This window comes from Shewanella sp. SM101, assembly GCF_025654465.1.
In the GTDB taxonomy this organism is placed as follows: Bacteria; Pseudomonadota; Gammaproteobacteria; order Enterobacterales; family Shewanellaceae; genus Shewanella; species Shewanella oncorhynchi.
The window spans coordinates 57,651-74,537 of the sequence record NZ_JAKKRH010000002.1 but is presented as its reverse complement, the minus strand read 5'-3'; the positions used below and the strand labels follow the sequence as shown (position 1 = coordinate 74,537).

Annotated in this window: 12 protein-coding genes; 10 read left to right on the top strand and 2 right to left on the bottom strand. The window is 46.8% G+C overall.

All coding sequences use genetic code 11. From position 1 onward, the window contains the following. Positions 1 to 480: 480 nt before the first annotated feature. The 8 genes from gltB to L5M38_RS01310 all read left to right on the top strand — a co-directional run bounded on the left by gltB (position 481) and on the right by L5M38_RS01310 (position 10,491). On the top strand, positions 481 to 4,929 hold the full coding sequence (gltB, locus tag L5M38_RS01345; protein WP_263178108.1) for a glutamate synthase large subunit: 4,449 nt from the start codon (positions 481 to 483) through the stop codon (positions 4,927 to 4,929). Between the two features lie 6 nt (positions 4,930 to 4,935). Next, complete coding sequence (locus L5M38_RS01340; RefSeq protein WP_219252993.1) at positions 4,936 to 6,342, top strand: FAD-dependent oxidoreductase; 1,407 nt, start codon at positions 4,936 to 4,938, stop codon at positions 6,340 to 6,342. Positions 6,343 to 6,663: 321 nt separating this feature from the next. After that, positions 6,664 to 7,374, top strand: a complete 711-nt coding sequence (locus L5M38_RS01335) for a 5'-methylthioadenosine/adenosylhomocysteine nucleosidase (protein ID WP_173246143.1) — start codon at positions 6,664 to 6,666, stop codon at positions 7,372 to 7,374. 22 nt (positions 7,375 to 7,396) lie between these two features. Next, positions 7,397 to 8,386, top strand: a complete 990-nt coding sequence (locus L5M38_RS01330; RefSeq protein ID WP_212599976.1) for a cobalamin biosynthesis protein — start codon at positions 7,397 to 7,399, stop codon at positions 8,384 to 8,386. Positions 8,387 to 8,442: 56 nt separating this feature from the next. Continuing rightward, complete coding sequence (locus tag L5M38_RS01325; protein WP_012088590.1) at positions 8,443 to 8,820, top strand: DUF2721 domain-containing protein; 378 nt, start codon at positions 8,443 to 8,445, stop codon at positions 8,818 to 8,820. Continuing rightward, positions 8,817 to 9,443 carry a trimeric intracellular cation channel family protein gene (locus tag L5M38_RS01320; RefSeq protein ID WP_105249873.1) on the top strand — a complete coding sequence of 209 codons (627 nt, stop codon included), beginning with the start codon at positions 8,817 to 8,819 and terminating at the stop codon, positions 9,441 to 9,443. Before L5M38_RS01325 ends, L5M38_RS01320 begins: the two co-directional genes overlap by 4 nt. Position 9,444: 1 nt before the next feature. After that, on the top strand, positions 9,445 to 9,936 hold the full coding sequence (locus tag L5M38_RS01315) for a nuclear transport factor 2 family protein (RefSeq protein ID WP_028760847.1): 492 nt from the start codon (positions 9,445 to 9,447) through the stop codon (positions 9,934 to 9,936). 126 nt (positions 9,937 to 10,062) lie between these two features. Beyond that, the gene (locus tag L5M38_RS01310) at positions 10,063 to 10,491 is read left to right on the top strand and encodes a hypothetical protein (RefSeq protein WP_263178105.1); all 429 of its coding nucleotides are present in this window, start codon (positions 10,063 to 10,065) and stop codon (positions 10,489 to 10,491) included. A 99-nt stretch (positions 10,492 to 10,590) separates the two neighbouring features. Here L5M38_RS01310 and tyrS read toward each other — a convergent pair whose 3' ends face one another. After that, positions 10,591 to 11,784, bottom strand: coding sequence for a tyrosine--tRNA ligase (gene tyrS / locus L5M38_RS01305; protein ID WP_028760849.1), 1,194 nt, complete (start codon positions 11,782 to 11,784; stop codon positions 10,591 to 10,593). A 126-nt stretch (positions 11,785 to 11,910) separates the two neighbouring features. Here tyrS and L5M38_RS01300 point away from each other — a divergent pair, with 126 nt between their 5' ends. Then, positions 11,911 to 13,317 (top strand): peptidoglycan DD-metalloendopeptidase family protein, encoded by a 1,407-nt coding sequence (locus L5M38_RS01300; RefSeq protein WP_113940678.1) that lies wholly within the window; start codon positions 11,911 to 11,913, stop codon positions 13,315 to 13,317. A 20-nt stretch (positions 13,318 to 13,337) separates the two neighbouring features. Continuing rightward, on the top strand, positions 13,338 to 14,447 hold the full coding sequence (locus tag L5M38_RS01295; RefSeq protein ID WP_263178103.1) for an anhydro-N-acetylmuramic acid kinase: 1,110 nt from the start codon (positions 13,338 to 13,340) through the stop codon (positions 14,445 to 14,447). A gap of 14 nt (positions 14,448 to 14,461) precedes the next feature. On the opposite strand, the gene L5M38_RS01290 is transcribed toward L5M38_RS01295, so the two are convergent. After that, entirely contained in the window at positions 14,462 to 16,609 is a 2,148-nt protein-coding gene (locus L5M38_RS01290) for a winged helix-turn-helix domain-containing protein (RefSeq protein WP_263178102.1), read from the bottom strand. Positions 16,610 to 16,887 lie beyond the last annotated feature (278 nt).

The window sequence follows — 16,887 nt, the reverse complement described above, 5'->3', positions numbered from 1 at the left end:
AGGTAGCGAGAGGTTTCTTGACGCTACATCAAATTCCTGCCTGACTCATACCGTTATTATCATAAATGTGCGCATCCTCAAATTAGCCAGCTTACCGCTGAGATCTTGCTCACATCAAAAATGAATAACAATTCAACAATTTTAATTTTTTACCTATATACTGTGTTTGCAATAAAAATCACTATTTCTAAATCAAAAACAATCCCATCAGCATGTTACACCTTGGTAAATTTTGAGTTTGATAGTTTTTAAAATTCTTTTTATTCATAATGTTATACAACACATTTTACTGTTGACGTTAACGTAATGCAATTGTGATTTGTGTATGAAACATGAATTAATACCCATGTTTTATGCAAATTTTTGGTTTGACCTTTATTGAATCTCAGGCTAATTTGGGTGGTTCGGGTGCATATCTATAGAAAGTCTTTACATTTTCTCCCCGAGTAGTAATCAGTTGAGGTCTAGGGAGGTTTTTGTATGAGCTTATATCATCCCAGTTTTGAGCGGGACAATTGTGGTTTTGGGTTGATAGCACAGATGGATGGCGAAGCCAGCCACCGTATAGTGCGCACGGCAATCCATGGTCTAGATCGCATGAAGCACCGAGGGGGCATTGCCTCCGACGGTCGCACTGGCGACGGCTGTGGTTTATTAATGCAATTACCCGTGCAATTTTTTGAAGCGATTGCCGCGGAAAATGATTGGCATTTGAGCAGAAAATTTGCCGTAGGTATGCTGTTTTTAAGTCAAGATGATGAACTGGCTGACCAAGCCAAGTTTATTCTTGAGCGCGAACTCGAGCGTGAAACCTTAAGTATTGCAGGCTGGCGCAAGGTGCCTGTCAATCCCGATGTGTTAGGTGAAATTGGCAAGGCTAGCCTGCCACAAATCTATCAAGTGCTGATCAACGCCCCCATTGGCTGGCGTGAAAAAGACTTGGAACGTCGCCTTTATATGGCGCGTCGCCGCCTAGAGCAGCAGATCACCGACGACAAAGACTTCTATGTCGCGAGTTTGTCAGGCCAAGTTATCGTCTATAAAGGTCTGATGATGCCTGTGGACTTGCCCGCGTTTTATCCCGATCTCGCGGACATTCGCTTAAAAAGCTCTATCTGCCTATTCCATCAACGTTTCTCAACGAATACTTCTCCTAAATGGCCATTAGCTCAGCCGTTTAGATATTTAGCCCATAACGGCGAAATCAATACGATTACGGGTAACCGTCAATGGGCCCGCGCCCGTGCCTATAAGTTTAATTCACCGCTACTGCCAGATTTGCAGCAGGCCGCTCCCTTTGTGAATGAAACAGGCTCAGACTCTTCATCTTTAGATAATATGCTGGAAATGCTGTTATCTGGTGGCATGGACTTATACCGTGCCATGCGTCTATTGATCCCGCCTGCTTGGCAAAGTAATCCGGAAATGGATGACGAATTAAAAGCCTTCTACGACTTTAACTCTATGCACATGGAACCTTGGGATGGTCCGGCAGGTATTGTGATGACCAACGGTCGCCATGCCGCCTGCGCTGTTGACCGTAATGGTCTGCGTCCATCACGTTATGTGATCACAAAAGATCGTATTTTGACCTTAGCTTCCGAAGTTGGAATTTGGGATTACGCCGCCGATGAAGTGATTGAAAAAGGCCGTGTTGGGCCTGGCGAATTGCTGGTATTAGATACCTTGAACGGCCGCCTGTACCAATCCTTTGAGATTGATAACGACTTGAAACGTCGCCACCCTTATAAAGAGTGGATGGCGAAGAACAGCCGTACTTTAACGCCAGCGGAAGATTTAGCCTCTGAGCAGCACGGTGCCAGCGAGTTAAGCCCTGAACTATTGTTGCAATACCAAAAACAATTTGGCTATACCCGTGAGGAATTAGAACAAGTCATTTGGGTATTGGCGAAGCAAGGTGAAGAAGCCACAGGTTCTATGGGCGACGACACACCTATGGCGGTATTGTCGAAAAAGTCACGTTCACTGTATGACTATTTTAGGCAGAAATTTGCTCAAGTAACGAATCCACCTATCGACCCCTTACGTGAAAAGCACGTCATGTCATTGACCACTTGTATTGGCCGTGAACAGAACCTCTTCAATGAAACGACTGGGCATGCTTACCGGGTAATGTTCAATTCACCTATTTTATTATTCAGTGATTTTAACCAGTTACTGGGATTAGATAGCACTTACTATCGCGCCAATATTGTCGATTTAAATTACGAACCACAGGAAGGCTTAGAAAGCGCCATTCGCCGCATCACAGCCGAAGCCGAACGTTTAGCCCGCAGCGGCACGACTTTGTTGATCCTTTCGGATAGAGCCATAGGTAAAACGGCGCAAGTGATCCCCGCGGCCATGGCTGTCGGTTCTGTGCAGCAAATGCTAGTGAATAAGAGCCTACGCTGCGATACCAACATTATTGTTGAAACCGCATCGGCGCGAGATCCGCATCACTTTGCCGTATTGCTTGGCTTTGGTGCCACGGCGATTTATCCGTATTTAGTGTATGAGTCAATTTCCGAACTGGCGAAACGCCATGACTTAACCGATACCACGGCATTGATGTTGAACTTCCGCTACGGCATCGAAAAAGGCTTGCGTAAGATCATGTCCAAAATGGGCATCAGCACTGTCGGCTCCTATCGTTGCAGCCAACAATTTGAAGCCATAGGCATTGCCAGCGAAGTGATCGAACTGTGTTTTAAAGGCGTAATTAGCCGCATCGAGGGTGCAGGCTTTGCAGAAATCGCCCAAGACCAAGCGATTCTGCACAAAGCGGCCTACCGTGCCCATGTGCCATTACCGCAAGGTGGCCTACTAAAATACGTTGAGGGCGGCGAGTATCACTGTTTCAACCCTGATGTGGTCAACACCTTGCAAGCATCATTGATTGACAAAGATTTTGCGAGCTATAAAAAATTCGCCGAACTCGTCGACAATCGTCCCGTGGCCACACTGCGTGACTTAATCGGTATTAAGGGCGCGCAAACATCGATTAATGTCGCCGATGTAGAAGCGGCATCAAATCTATATTCACGTTTTGACAGCGCAGCCATGAGTATCGGTGCTTTGAGCCCCGAAGCCCATGAAGCGCTGGCTATTGCAATGAACCGCTTAGGCGGCCGCTCGAACTCAGGTGAAGGTGGTGAGGATGCACGCCGCTTTAATACTGAACGAAACTCTGCAATTAAACAGATTGCCTCGGCACGCTTTGGCGTCACGGCGCATTATTTAGTTAATGCCGATGTGTTGCAAATTAAAGTCGCCCAAGGGGCAAAACCCGGTGAAGGTGGTCAGTTACCCGGCCATAAAGTCAGCGTTGAAATCGCCGGACTGCGTCATGCACGTCCTGGTGTGACCTTGATTTCACCGCCGCCGCACCACGATATTTACTCTATCGAAGATTTAGCCCAGCTGATTTTCGACTTGAAGCAAATCAATACTAAAGCGCTGATTTCAGTGAAACTTGTGTCAGAACCCGGTGTGGGCACGATCGCCACCGGCGTGGCCAAAGCCTATGCGGACATGATCACGATTTCAGGGTATGACGGCGGCACAGGTGCTAGCCCAATTACCTCAGTGAAATATGCGGGCAGTCCATGGGAGCTAGGGTTAGCCGAAGTGCATCAATCGCTAGTGGAAAATGGTCTACGCCATAAAATTCGCCTGCAGGTCGATGGCGGCTTAAAAACCGGTACCGATGTGATTAAAGCCGCGTTATTAGGCGCCGAAAGCTTTGGTTTTGGTACTGTGCCTATGATCGCCCTAGGTTGTAAATACCTGCGTATTTGCCACTTGAACAACTGCGCGACTGGCGTAGCAACGCAAGATAAAAACCTGCGTGACAACCATTACCATGGTCTGCCAGAGCGAGTGATGACTTACTTTGAGTTTGTTGCACAGGAAGTTCGTGAATGGATGGCGACCTTAGGGGTGAGTAAGTTTGAAGACTTAGTCGGCCACAGCGAATGGTTATATGCCCTCGAAGGTCAAACCGCTAAGCAACAAGGGCTCGACTTATCGCCGATTTTGTATCAACCCAAAGTGCCAGCAACCTCGTCACGCACTTGGCAAGAAACCAATCCACCGGCGGATTTAGGGCTGCTTAACCAGCATTTATTAAACGAATGCCAAAGCGCCGTCGATAAGGGCGAGAGTTTCGATGCTGCTTACAGCATCAACAACACCGACCGTTCCGTTGGCGCGACGTTGTCAGGCTATATCGCGAGCACACTCGGCGTCAAAGGCACCAAAGCGCCGGTCAAACTGAGCTTTAACGGCAGTGCTGGCCAAAGCTTTGGCGTGTGGAACAGCCCAGGCCTTGAGTTAAAACTCTGCGGCGATGCCAACGACTATGTGGGTAAAGGCATGTCTGGCGGCCAAATCGTCATCTACCCGCCAATTGGCAGCCCGTTCCAAAGTGAGCGCAGCGCCATTGTCGGTAACACGTGTCTTTACGGCGCGACGGGCGGCAAGTTCTTCGCCGCGGGTCAAGCGGGCGAGCGTTTTGCAGTCCGTAACTCTGGGGCGATGGCTGTGGTCGAAGGGCTTGGCGATAACGGCTGCGAATACATGACCAGCGGCATTGTGGTTGTCCTTGGTAAAACAGGGGTGAACTTCGGCGCTGGGATGACAGGCGGTTTTGCCTATGTGTTCGATCAATTCGGCCGCTTCAATCGCCGTGTGAATACTGAGCTTGTCGATACTCAAAAACTCGAATCACCTATTCATCAACAACATTTAAAAGGTCTGATTGAAGCCCACGTGGCCGAAACGGGCAGTGAACATGCCAAGATGATCTTAAGTGATTTTGGTAACTGGTTAGATTGCTTCGTATTAGTAAAACCTAAAAATATTGCCGTGGCCGATCTGCTCAAATTAGAGAAATCGAGCCCAGAATTAGTTGTAAAAGCGGGGTAATGGCGCATGAGTAACGATTTTCAATTTATTGAAGTGGGTCGTAAAGACCCCGCTAAACACCCTGCGGCTAAACGTGCGACTCAGTTTATTGAGATCTATCAGCCTTTTGCTCAGCCTCAAGTGGCTGAGCAAGCGGACCGCTGTTTAGATTGCGGCAATCCTTATTGTGAGTGGAAGTGCCCGCTACACAATTATATTCCTAACTGGCTCAAGCTAGCGGAACAAGGCCGCATCATGGAAGCGGCAGATTTAGTGCATGAGACCAACACGCTACCCGAAATCTGCGGCCGTGTTTGCCCACAGGACAGACTCTGTGAAGGTGCTTGTACTCTGAACGACGACTTTGGCGCTGTCACTATCGGTAATGTCGAAAAATACATTACCGACACAGCGATCGCCCAAGGCTGGCGCCCCGATATGAGCAAGGTCACGCCTCGCCCTGAACGAGTGGCGATTGTCGGTGCGGGTCCTGCGGGTTTAGGCTGCGCGGATATTCTGTCTCGCAACGGTGTTAAAGCTGTGGTCTTTGATAAATATCCACAAATTGGTGGTCTACTCACCTACGGTATTCCGTCTTTTAAACTCGACAAAGCCGTTATGGCGACCCGTCGCAGTGTATTAGAAGGCATGGGCATTGAGTTCAAACTCGGTGTCACTGTCGGTAAAGACATCCCATTTACTAAACTGCTCGAAGAATACGATGCCGTCTTCCTCGGTATGGGCACCTATACCGCGATGAAAGCAGGCCTTGAGGGTGAAGATGCCCAAGGCGTATACCAAGCCCTGCCCTATTTGATTGGTAACACCCATCATTTAATGGGCACCCAGAATACTGAAACGCCCTACCTGAACCTTGAAGGTAAACGTGTGGTGGTATTAGGCGGTGGTGATACTGCGATGGATTGCGTGCGCACAGCCGTCAGACAAGGTGCAAGCAGCGTAGTCTGTGCTTACCGCCGGGACGAGGCCAACATGCCAGGCTCACGTCGTGAAGTGCAAAATGCGCGGGAGGAAGGCGTTAACTTCCTGTTTAACCGTCAACCTGTGGCAATTAAAACCCAAGATGGCAAAGTGATCGGCATTGAATGCGTTGAAACCGCCATGGGCAAGGCCGATGCAAGCGGTCGTCAACGCGCCGAAGCGATTGCCGGTAGCGAACAGTTGCTCGAAGCCGATGCGATTATTATTGCCTTTGGTTTCCAACCTAGCCCAGCACCTTGGTTTGCCGAGCACGGTATCGAGCTCGATCAATGGGGCCGAGTCAAAGCGAGTAAGTTAGATGAAAACCCATTCCAAACCACAAACCCGAAAGTGTTTGCCGGTGGTGATATGGTGCGTGGTTCTGACTTAGTCGTGACAGCCATTGCCGAAGGTCGCGATGCCGCCCAAGGTATTCTTAATTACTTAGACTAAGCGCTATAGATTAAGCGCCAACGTGTTTGTTTTACAGGTAAAAAACATTTTACCCTTGTCATTTTAACAAGCACTCCAATGGCTGGACTCGTGCAAACGAGTTCAGCCATTTGCTTGTGGCTTATCGCAATCGGTTGATGGATAAAATAGATAGATAAAGCGCGCATCTTAGGAGCGCACTTTTCCGTTAACCCTCCCGCGTTTTACCCCGCGATTATCAAGCAATCCCAATCTCGCCATAACGACTGCATAAAACTGTGTGCTATATTAGCCAGCATTCCCGTGTCCCACTCTTTAAGTGTTGAATCAAAAAGGTCTCCCATGAAAATTGGAATTATTGGCGCAATGGAGCCAGAAGTCGCTCACCTGATCGCCGCAATGACAAACGCAACATCGCAAACCATTGCTGGTATTGAATTTATTGCTGGTACTCTCGCGGGTAAAGATGTAGTCGTGACTCGCTCTGGTATAGGTAAAGTCGCCGCAAGTATTGCGACCACGCTACTCATCGAAAAATATGCGCCGGATGCGGTGATCAACACAGGTTCAGCCGGTGGTTTCGTCGATTCGCTGGCCATTGGCGATATCGTAATTTCTTCCGAAGTGCGTCACCACGATGTGGATGTCACCGCCTTTGGTTATGAAATTGGCCAAATGGCACAGCAACCTGCCGCGTTTATTCCTGCCGCACATTTAGTTGAAGCTGCCAACAAAGCGATTGCTCAACTGGGTGAAGTCAAAGCGATTGAAGGTTTGATTTGTACTGGCGATAGCTTTATTTGCGATCCTGTTCGCACCCAAGCCATGCTCAAAAACTTCCCGACTATGGCTGCCTGTGAGATGGAAGGCGCGGCAATCGCTCAAGTTTGTCATCAGTTTGGAGTGCCATTTGTGGTGATCCGCTCTTTATCGGATAACGCCAACAATGACTCGCCAGTGGATTTCGACTCTTATATTGTCAAAGCGGGTTATCACTCGGCTCTGATGGTGATGTTGCTGCTTGAGCAACTGAATCCTAGCGCAATAAAATAATCACTTAAGTGGAAAGTACCGAATGCACACCTCTTTTTATCAACAACTTGTCGAGATAGATGGCGCTTTGTTTGAAGGCTTTTTGGTACTTTTTTTTGCTTTGTTATTGGCGCGGTTAGCGCCATTACCACGGGAAATGCAGCCGCTTATTTGGTTTAGCCATTTAGCCAAGCAACTCGCAGCCAAAGTGAATCGCCCTGAACGATCTCCAAGCCAACAAGCCACAGCAGGCTTTTTAGCTATGATGCTGTTACTGTTTCCGTTTTGGGCCATTATCACCTTTTTGCTCGAACTGGCCGCCTTTCCATGGTTTTTCGAATTTTTGGTGCTTTATCTATGCTTAACCGATGCAGGGTTTAGCCAAGTCGCCGATGAAATCGCTAAAGCCTTAAAACGTGGAGACAATGCCAGCGCAAAAAAGCTTTTACAGCCTTGGGTAGTGCGCGATACCGATAGTTTGTCGGAAATCGGCCTAGCCAAAGCCACCATAGAAAAACTCGCCACAGCGCCTATTTACGGCACAGCATCGACCATTTTCTTTTTCGCTATTGCTGGAGCACCGCTAGTGCTAGCTGTGCGAATGCTCAAACAACTCGAATTGAGCTGGCCGCCCATTCAACCAAAGTATCAACATTTCTGCAGTACTGTGAATGGTGTATCGATTATCTTGCTGGCGATTCCGGCTTGGTTGTGGAGCCTGTCGCTCGCCATTCAAGGCGGGCCTAAGGCGTTTGCAAAACTTTTTAGAGCCCCTAAAAATCATCACGCTATTCGAGGTTATGTTCTCAGTGTGAATCTCGTGGCCAGTATTTTGAGAATCGAGCTCGGTGGACCACAAAAGTTTGCTGGCGTACGTATCAATGTGGATAAATTGTGCTACGGTCCGCAGCCAACCTGTGATGACATCACGCCTGCAATTAAGCTGACCTCACGTGCCTGTGCTATCTGGTTTAGCTTTATCATTATACTGCCCTTGTTATGGGCAAGTTTACGTTGGTTACAAAGCCTGTGATATGATGCCGCATTATCTCAACGTGAAGTTAAAGGCTGACCATCTTGCTCGAAAACATGCATGTTTCATTAACAACACCTGCGTTGTTATTTCCTGCTATCTCATTGTTATTATTAGCTTATACCAATCGTTTTTTTGCCTTAGCCGCATTAATCCGAAATTTAAGCAATGGTGAAAAACCCGTACATAAAGATCAAATTAAGAACCTGAGCCAGCGTATTACTATCATTCGTCGAATGCAGGAAGCAGGCGTGTCAAGCTTTGCCCTATGCGTACTGTGTATGATTTTTATCTATATCGGCTTTAATAAAACCGGCTCAGTGATTTTTGGCGCTAGCCTACTGCTCTTGCTCTATTCACTGATTTTATCTGTGATTGAAATCCGCATCTCTGTTGACGCATTAAATATCCATATCAAAGAGATGAGTAAATGAGCCAGTGGATCTACTTTTTTGATTTATGGGGTACCGCTGTATTTGCATTATCCGGCGCACTTGCCGCTGGACGCCATAGAATGGACCCCTTTGGCGTTATCGTGCTCGCCTCGGTTACCGCTGTCGGTGGTGGCAGTATTCGTGATGCCTTAATTGGTGCAACGCCAGTGTTCTGGATCCGCGACCCGAATTACATCATAGTGATCCTCGCGACCGTGCTCGTCTGTTTGCTATTAGTCCGTCGCCCTCGTAAGGTACCAGAGTATATTTTACCCGTCGCAGATGCCTTTGGATTGGCCCTCTTTACCGTGATAGGTGCTGAAAAGGCCCTCAATATGGGCTTGAGTGGGATGATTGCCGTGGTAATGGGCTTGATCACTGGCGTGGGAGGAGGCATTATTCGAGACTTACTGTGTAGACAAGTTCCTATGGTCTTACGCACAGAAGTCTATGCCACAGCTTCGATCATAGGTGGTATCGGCTATACCGTGAGCTTAGCCTACGGTATGGGCGAAAAAATGGCGCTGTTTCTGGCGATGGCCAGTGCCCTGTTAATCCGCTTAAGTGCCATCAAGTGGCATCTTTCATTACCGGCCTTTGATCTCAAGACCAAGAGGGAATAGTTTGCGAATATTGTGTTTTATTTTGTGCCTCATTTTTGTTCCAGCCCTCAATCCTGCAGCGGCGCAAGCCAACTCAGGTGAAATGCCACAAGAACAGCAGTTAGCCGTAAAATATATGAATGCGCTGACTGAACACGACTATAAGACACTGCGAAAATTCTATAACCGCGAAAGCGTCTTCTTCGACAAAACCGCCAACCGTAAATACACTGGCGGCCGCTTCATCATCGACTTCCTTGAGCGCGCCCACGAGGGCGTGCTCGAGTACAACTTCAACATAGAACATATGTATAACGCAGGCTCTTTAGTAGTGATGATAGGTAACTATCATTTCAAGGGTCCAGGTGAACAATTTGGCAAACCGGGGAAAATCATCGATGTTGCGATACCTGGTGTAACAAGCCTTAAGATCGACATGCTCAATCGCAGAGTAACGGAACATGTCGACCTAATCGATTACCAGACCATGTCAGACCAATTAGCGATGCAGTAGTCACAAAATTTATCCGTCTTTGAAACTTGATCCCTAAAAACGAGTCGAAACTAACAATGAGTCAATACCACTGCGTATTTCACCTTTGAAAAATTGACTGAGCCGTTTCGTTTCAATGAGGTTTGTATGAAGTTTTTTGGATTGATAGCCCTACTCGCCCTTAATGGCTTAATACTGGCCCCCAAAGCACAGGCCTTACAGCCCATTATCGTTTCCTACGCCGTTCAGCCTGTAAGCCATTTTAATCAACAACTACGTGCCGCTCAGGCGCAACATCAGCCTTGGTCGGAAGATCCCAATAAAATCAGCAGCCAATATGCAGGCAACAAATTTACCTTAGTGCGAACTCAAACCAATAAAGACGGCATTTTAACCTATCAAGTGAGCGAGCTTTCCAAGCAGCATCCACAGATGCTGTTGATTATCTCACTGAAACAAAACGCTAAACTTTGGCAGGTAAGTTCGGCCCAATTGGCATGGAAATGCAGTGGTGGGCAACACTTTGGCACCGACAGATGTAATATCGCCGAGCATGAGGCCAACACAGCGCCTTAATCTTGTTTTATGAAAAGATTCAAAAACAAAGAGCGCCCTAAGGCGCTCTTTTTGTTCGTTTAAACTTACTGTAGCGTAAACCTAACTAAACCAACGTCACTATACCAAAGTCACTTTGGCAAACTTACGTTTACCGACTTGGAATACAGCAACAGTACCCGCGAACAAAGTCATACGGCTATCTTCTAGCTTTTCGCCGTCCATCTTCACCGCGCCTTGCTTGATCATCCGCATCGCTTCTGAAGTCGATGACACTAAGTCCGCGTCTTTCAACAGATTGGCAATCGCAATACCTTCACCGGCAGCTAACTCAATTTCTTCGATATCATCGGGGATCATGCCCTTAGAACGATCGACAAAGGCTTGATGCGCACTTTCGGCAGACGCTGCATCATGGAAACGTGTGATAATTTCCTTAGCTAAGGCGATTTTAGTGTCACGTGGGTTAGACCCATTCGCCACGTCTTGCTTAAACTGTTCAATTTCAGCCAATGGGCGGAATGATAACAGCTCAAAGTAGCGCCACATCAAGTCGTCCGAAATTGACATCAGCTTGCCAAACATTTCATTGGCAGGTTCGCTCACGCCAATATAGTTATGCGCCGATTTAGACATTTTCTTCACGCCGTCTAAACCTTCGAGCAGCGGCATCATGATCACAGCTTGTGGCTTTTGGCCTTCGGCTTTTTGCAGTTCACGGCCCATTAACAGGTTGAACTTTTGATCTGTACCACCCAGCTCAACATCGGCCTGCAGCGCAACTGAGTCATAGCCCTGAAGTAAAGGATACATAAACTCATGAATCGCAATCGACTGACCCGAGGCATAACGCTTCTTAAAGTCATCGCGCTCCATCATACGAGCCACAGTTTGCTTAGACGCGAGACGGATCATACCTGCGGCGCCTAATGGCTCTAACCAGCTTGAGTTGAATTCGATACGAGTCTTAGCAGGATCGAGGATCTTGTAAACCTGTTCTTTATAGGTTTCTGCGTTTGCTAAAACTTGTTCACGGGTGAGCGGCGGACGTGTACTATTTTTACCACTTGGGTCCCCCACCATACCAGTAAAGTCACCAATCAAAAAAATGACTTCATGACCTAACTCTTGGAATAATCTTAATTTATTTAAGATTACTGTGTGTCCAAGATGGATATCCGGAGCGGTAGGGTCAGCGCCTAACTTAATACGGAGTGGACGTCCTTCTTTGAGTTTTTCCAGCAGATCCGCTTCGAGTAAAATCTCATCGGTACCACGTCTAATTTCTGCTAATACTTGGTCTAAATCAGCCATCTCGGCAGGGACTCCTAAGGCCATGATCATAAAATGAAGAGACTTATGTTACTTGTTAGCCACCACAATTGAAAGTGTGTACACTAACGGGATTATTTAAGTCTCTGGTTATTGGTATCGGCGTCAATGGGAAAGGTTATAACGTTATTTAAATTGTTGCCTAAAAAGCATCAAATTCTCCTTAGCATTCTTTCAGTTATCACAATGATAACCATGCTTCTACCTTCTGAAGAAGCGCAAGCTTCAAGACAAACCACTAGCATTGATGACCAAGCTCAAATCAACACCCGTTATGATGTGCCCTTAGCTTTTCGCTCGCCTGAACGCCCTGAGTTACTAGAAGGTCAAACAGATAATGCTCCGACAACGGCTGAACCGTTATCCTCACCCGATGCGCTCGCTGCAGCTGGAGCTAATAATCAAGCCGCAGGATCCCACGAAAGCGCTCTCCACAGAGATGTCGAACATTTTAACGTCAAAAATGGTGATACTTTAGCCGCGGTATTTGACCGCGCTGGCTTAACCAGCAAAGACGTTTATGAAATCACCCAGTTGCCTTTAGCCAAGCAAAACTTACTTAAGATAATGCCGGGCGAAGAAATTGTGATTTCAAAGGATGCAAACGGTAATTTGACTGAAGTACGTTATCGGGTCGATGCTATTTCCACGCTAGTCATCACTAAAAGCCAAGAGCAATACAACGAAAAAATCTCCGAAAAGGATGTGGAAATTCGCAACCATTTCACCAGTGCCAAAATTAAGAGCAATTTCTGGAATGCCGCAGTGGATGCAGGCATGTCTGCCAACCAGATATTACAATTATCGACCGTATTCGGCTGGGATATCGACTTTGCCTTAGACTTACGCGAAGGCGACAGCTTCGCCATTATTTACGAGCAAGAATATGCCGATGGTGAATTTTTGCGTAATGGCAATATCTTAGCTGCAGAATTTGTTAACCAAGATGAGCGCTATACTGCCATTCGCTATACCGACGGTAACTATTATTCCGAAAATGGCACTAGCATGCGTAAAGCCTTCCTGCGCTCACCGGTCGATTTTAAGTATGTCAGCTCCAACTTTAATCCAAGACGTTTGCACCCAGTGACAGGCCAAGTCAAAGCCCATCGCGGTGTAGACTATGTCGCAGCCATTGGCACGCCCATTAAAGCTGCGGGTAGTGGACGCGTTATTGAGTCTGGTTATAATCAATTCAACGGTAACTATGTGTTTATCAAACATAACGATACCTATACCACCAAATATCTACACCTCACAAAACGTAATGTCAGCAAAGGCGCCAACGTTAAGCAAGGACAAATTATTGGTACTTTAGGTAAAACAGGCCGTGTCACAGGGGCTCATTTACATTACGAATTTATCGTCAATGGCGTACACCGCAACCCGAGAACGATTACGCTACCGAAATCCGAATCAATTGCGAGAAAAGAAAAAAATCAATTCGATGCACTTAGCAAGCAATTGATGACTACACTTTCGCAAAACAAGCAAACGCAATTGGCAATGCAATAACGACGGATGGATTCCTCCCAATGAAAAACGCTTATTATATTGGACTGATGTCAGGCACCAGCATGGACGGTGTCGATGCGGTATTGGTCGACTTTTCAGGCGCGCAGCCGCAACTTATCGCCAACCATACCGAAGCTATTCCGAGCCATTTGCTCAAAGGTCTACAGCGCCTGTGCTTACCCAGCTCAGATGAAATTAACCGCCTCGGCCGTTTAGATCGAAATGTGGGTCAGCTGTTTGCCTTAGCAGTCAATAATCTGATGGCTAAATGTGCTATTGCGAAAGAAGATGTCATCGCCATTGGTAGCCATGGTCAAACTGTGCGCCATATGCCAAACCTCGAAGTGGGTTTTACCTTACAAATAGGCGATCCTAATACTATTGCGACCGAAACAGGCATAGATGTCATTGCCGATTTTCGTCGCAAAGATATTGCCCTTGGTGGCCAAGGCGCGCCCTTAGTACCCGCATTCCACCAGCAAACCTTTGCCCAAGTCGGTAAAAAACGTGTCATCCTCAATATTGGTGGTATTGCCAATATCACCTATCTGCCGGGCAATAGCGAAGAAGTCTTAGGCTTTGATACAGGACCAGGCAACACCTTAATTGATGCCTGGATGCAACAGGTTAAAAGTGAGCCCTTCGATAAAAATGGCGAATGGGCTGCATCCGGAAAAACTGATCAAAGCTTATTAACTCAGCTGCTTTCGCATCCGTATTTTTCCCTTGCTTACCCTAAAAGCACTGGTCGCGAACTGTTTAACCAAGCTTGGTTAGAGCAGCAATTATCGCCCTTTAATCATTTAGAGGAAGAAGATATTCAATCAACTTTATTGGATTTAACCTGCCACAGCATAGCCCAAGACATTATTAAACTATCCAATGAAGGGGAATTATTCGTCTGTGGTGGTGGCGCGTTCAACGGCCAACTGATGCAACGTCTTGCAGCCTTATTACCAGGTTATAAGCTGGATACTACCTCGGCCCTTGGCGTAGATCCTAAGTGGGCAGAAGGCATCGCCTTTGCCTGGCTCGCCATGCGCAATCACTTAGGTTTACCCGCTAATCTCCCTGCAGTAACAGGCGCCTCCCGCGAAGCCGTACTCGGCGGACGATTTAGCGCTAAGTAATCACAGAACGCACGTTATTTAAGTAACTTGTGTTTAAGTAAGATGATATCACGCTGTGGGAATCCATCGAGCGTCATCACTAAGCGGTTTGCCTCCGGAATATACGTCATGGAGCCAAAACCGCTTAAGCTCGAACGTGGTACCCTCAGGAGTGGTGTCACCTGTTGACTGTTCGCCTCCCAATAATTCAATAACTGCTCGTTACCATTACTCGATTTAAAATAAACCCCGCTTGCCGTAAGCACCCAGTTATTACCCGCGCGAAACGCTTTGGTTGATATTAACTGCTCAACGTGCTCGGGATGCGCTAAATTAATCTGCCACAGTCCATTCTCACCATCACGGCTAAAGACCAATTCGGTGGCCGATTTTGCAAACCCCACCCCCATACTCAATGAACTAATCACCCTAGGTGCACGATTGTCTAAGTAAAACTCCGTAATACCATCAGAGGTTGAGGCGAACACAGCAGTCCCCTGCCAATTCCAGCTTGGACGACCATGGTTGTGATAACTCGAGGCTAACGCGGTAATGTTTTTATTGGTTAAATCTAAAATAAAAATTCGATTGCCTTCATTTCGATCATCTGGAGCAATAAATGCGATTTTAGAACCATCGGGTGACCAGCGTGGATAGGCAACTCGTGATTTAAGCTGAGTATGTTGCTCAAGTTTTTTACCGTTGATGTCTGACGTCCAAATCTCGTTATAGCCTGTCTCGCTAGAGACAAACACTATCCGTTTCGCCTCGGGAGAGTAATCTGGATTACGGTGGCTGATGCTGGAATACAGCAGTGGAAACAAGCTCCCCGGTACAGTATCGCCGAGGGAAAAATAGGCCATCTGGAATTGGCGACGATATTGGTGATAAACCAGCTCTCCCTCTTCAGACACGCTACTGGGATAACTCATTCCTTCCACATCAAGTGGGCGAATACGCGCAGTGTCAATATCAATGGTAAAGCCATTGCGGCTGCCAGAATCTTCTGTCGCGAAGACTAACACCTGACTGTCGAGTGTCCAGCTTAAACCACGAATATCTTCTAACCCTTGTGTGAGGCGTTTTTCATGGGCACTAGCTAAGTCCCTAATAAAAATATCTTCCGAGATATTGCTAAAGCGCCTTGCTATCGCCAGCCAGCGTCCATCGGGGCTGTACGCTAAATCCCGATCTTCATAGTTACAGGGGGCATCGCAGGATAATCGTTCTGCTGTAGCTTCGTTTGATTTAAGAGATAAACGATAAATTCCGCCAATCTTATCTGACTCATGGGCAGAGATATAAGTAAGATATTGACCGTCGGGTGAAATATCTATCGCTGTCATATCCGAACTACAGGGTGCTAAAGCCAACATCTCATTGGTCGCTAAAATCAGCTGAGTGATGGTGCACTTTCCTGTGGCATGACTGCGGGATGCAAAAAATAATGCCGTATCATCTAGGCTCCAAACTGCGCGCAGCTCAGAGGACGTTGAAGGCGTTAACTGGCGAGCGGGAATATTTTCACGTTTAAAATCTTTAAGATAAAGGCTAGAGGTGGCTCCAGGTCGACTCGCTCCATATATTAGCCAACGTCTATCGTGAGATAGTCGGGGGTAACGTTCAGACCCAGGGTCTCGGGTGAGCACGGTAAGTTGAGTATCCGTCATCCTCTGTTTATCTTGGTACAAATGTACACTAATAAATACGCCTGAGACTAAAATAACGGCTCCCATTAGCATCGCCATCAAGCGCATACGCTGAGTCGTATGCAGCAATTTAGCCTCGGTAGTTTGTCGTTGCTCTTCACCGTCATCAAAGGTGTCGTAAATAGGCGGCAATAACAATCGATATCCGGTTTTACGCACGGTTTCAATCACGCCGCTTTCCTGAGCGAAGGGGGATAATTGCTGCCGTAAATGCCAAATCGCGTTGGTGAGCGCCTTAGTTCCCACGTAGACGTTGCCCTCCCATACTTTATCAATCAGCTCATCGCGGGTAACCACATCAGGATAACGAAGGGCAAGATAGCTAAGAACTTCAATAAACTTGAGTTGAAGCGAGACTTTAGCGAATTCGTTTTGGTGAAGTTCATCGCCCGACGTTTGAAATGAAATTGAGTTATCAGAAGGAGCAATTCGACAACGCCCCAAACAAAAACTCAACTTACTCTTATCCTTCATATTTTCTCACACCCTTGTTATTCATTTTATGGTTACGGCAATGAGTACATCATGTCGCTAAATACTACCTAAGACTTAACAAGGTTGGCAATCTAATGATTTAAAGTAATTATTTAAAATTCAAAATATTAGCTTGTTAAAAATCTAAAAAAGAGATTTAAACAATATAGAATCGAGCCAGGAAAGATTGCGACTAAGCAACAGATTGATTACAACTGCATGACCAATAAAAACATAAGAGTCAAAGCCTTACTCCTGCCGATCATTTATGTAGCAGG

Excerpts from the sequence above, each read along its gene's own strand:
- gltB (WP_263178108.1), top strand. The coding sequence starts at position 481 with ATGAGCTTATATCATCCCAGTTTTGAGCGGGACAATTGTGGTTTTGGG.
- L5M38_RS01340 (WP_219252993.1), top strand. The coding sequence starts at position 4,936 with ATGAGTAACGATTTTCAATTTATTGAAGTGGGTCGTAAAGACCCCGCT.
- L5M38_RS01335 (WP_173246143.1), top strand. The coding sequence starts at position 6,664 with ATGAAAATTGGAATTATTGGCGCAATGGAGCCAGAAGTCGCTCACCTG.
- L5M38_RS01330 (WP_212599976.1), top strand. The coding sequence starts at position 7,397 with ATGCACACCTCTTTTTATCAACAACTTGTCGAGATAGATGGCGCTTTG.
- L5M38_RS01325 (WP_012088590.1), top strand. The coding sequence starts at position 8,443 with ATGCATGTTTCATTAACAACACCTGCGTTGTTATTTCCTGCTATCTCA.
- L5M38_RS01320 (WP_105249873.1), top strand. The coding sequence starts at position 8,817 with ATGAGCCAGTGGATCTACTTTTTTGATTTATGGGGTACCGCTGTATTT.
- L5M38_RS01310 (WP_263178105.1), top strand. The coding sequence starts at position 10,063 with ATGAAGTTTTTTGGATTGATAGCCCTACTCGCCCTTAATGGCTTAATA.
- tyrS (WP_028760849.1), bottom strand. The coding sequence starts at position 11,784 with ATGGCTGATTTAGACCAAGTATTAGCAGAAATTAGACGTGGTACCGAT.
- L5M38_RS01300 (WP_113940678.1), top strand. The coding sequence starts at position 11,911 with ATGGGAAAGGTTATAACGTTATTTAAATTGTTGCCTAAAAAGCATCAA.
- L5M38_RS01295 (WP_263178103.1), top strand. The coding sequence starts at position 13,338 with ATGAAAAACGCTTATTATATTGGACTGATGTCAGGCACCAGCATGGAC.
- L5M38_RS01290 (WP_263178102.1), bottom strand. The coding sequence starts at position 16,609 with ATGAAGGATAAGAGTAAGTTGAGTTTTTGTTTGGGGCGTTGTCGAATT.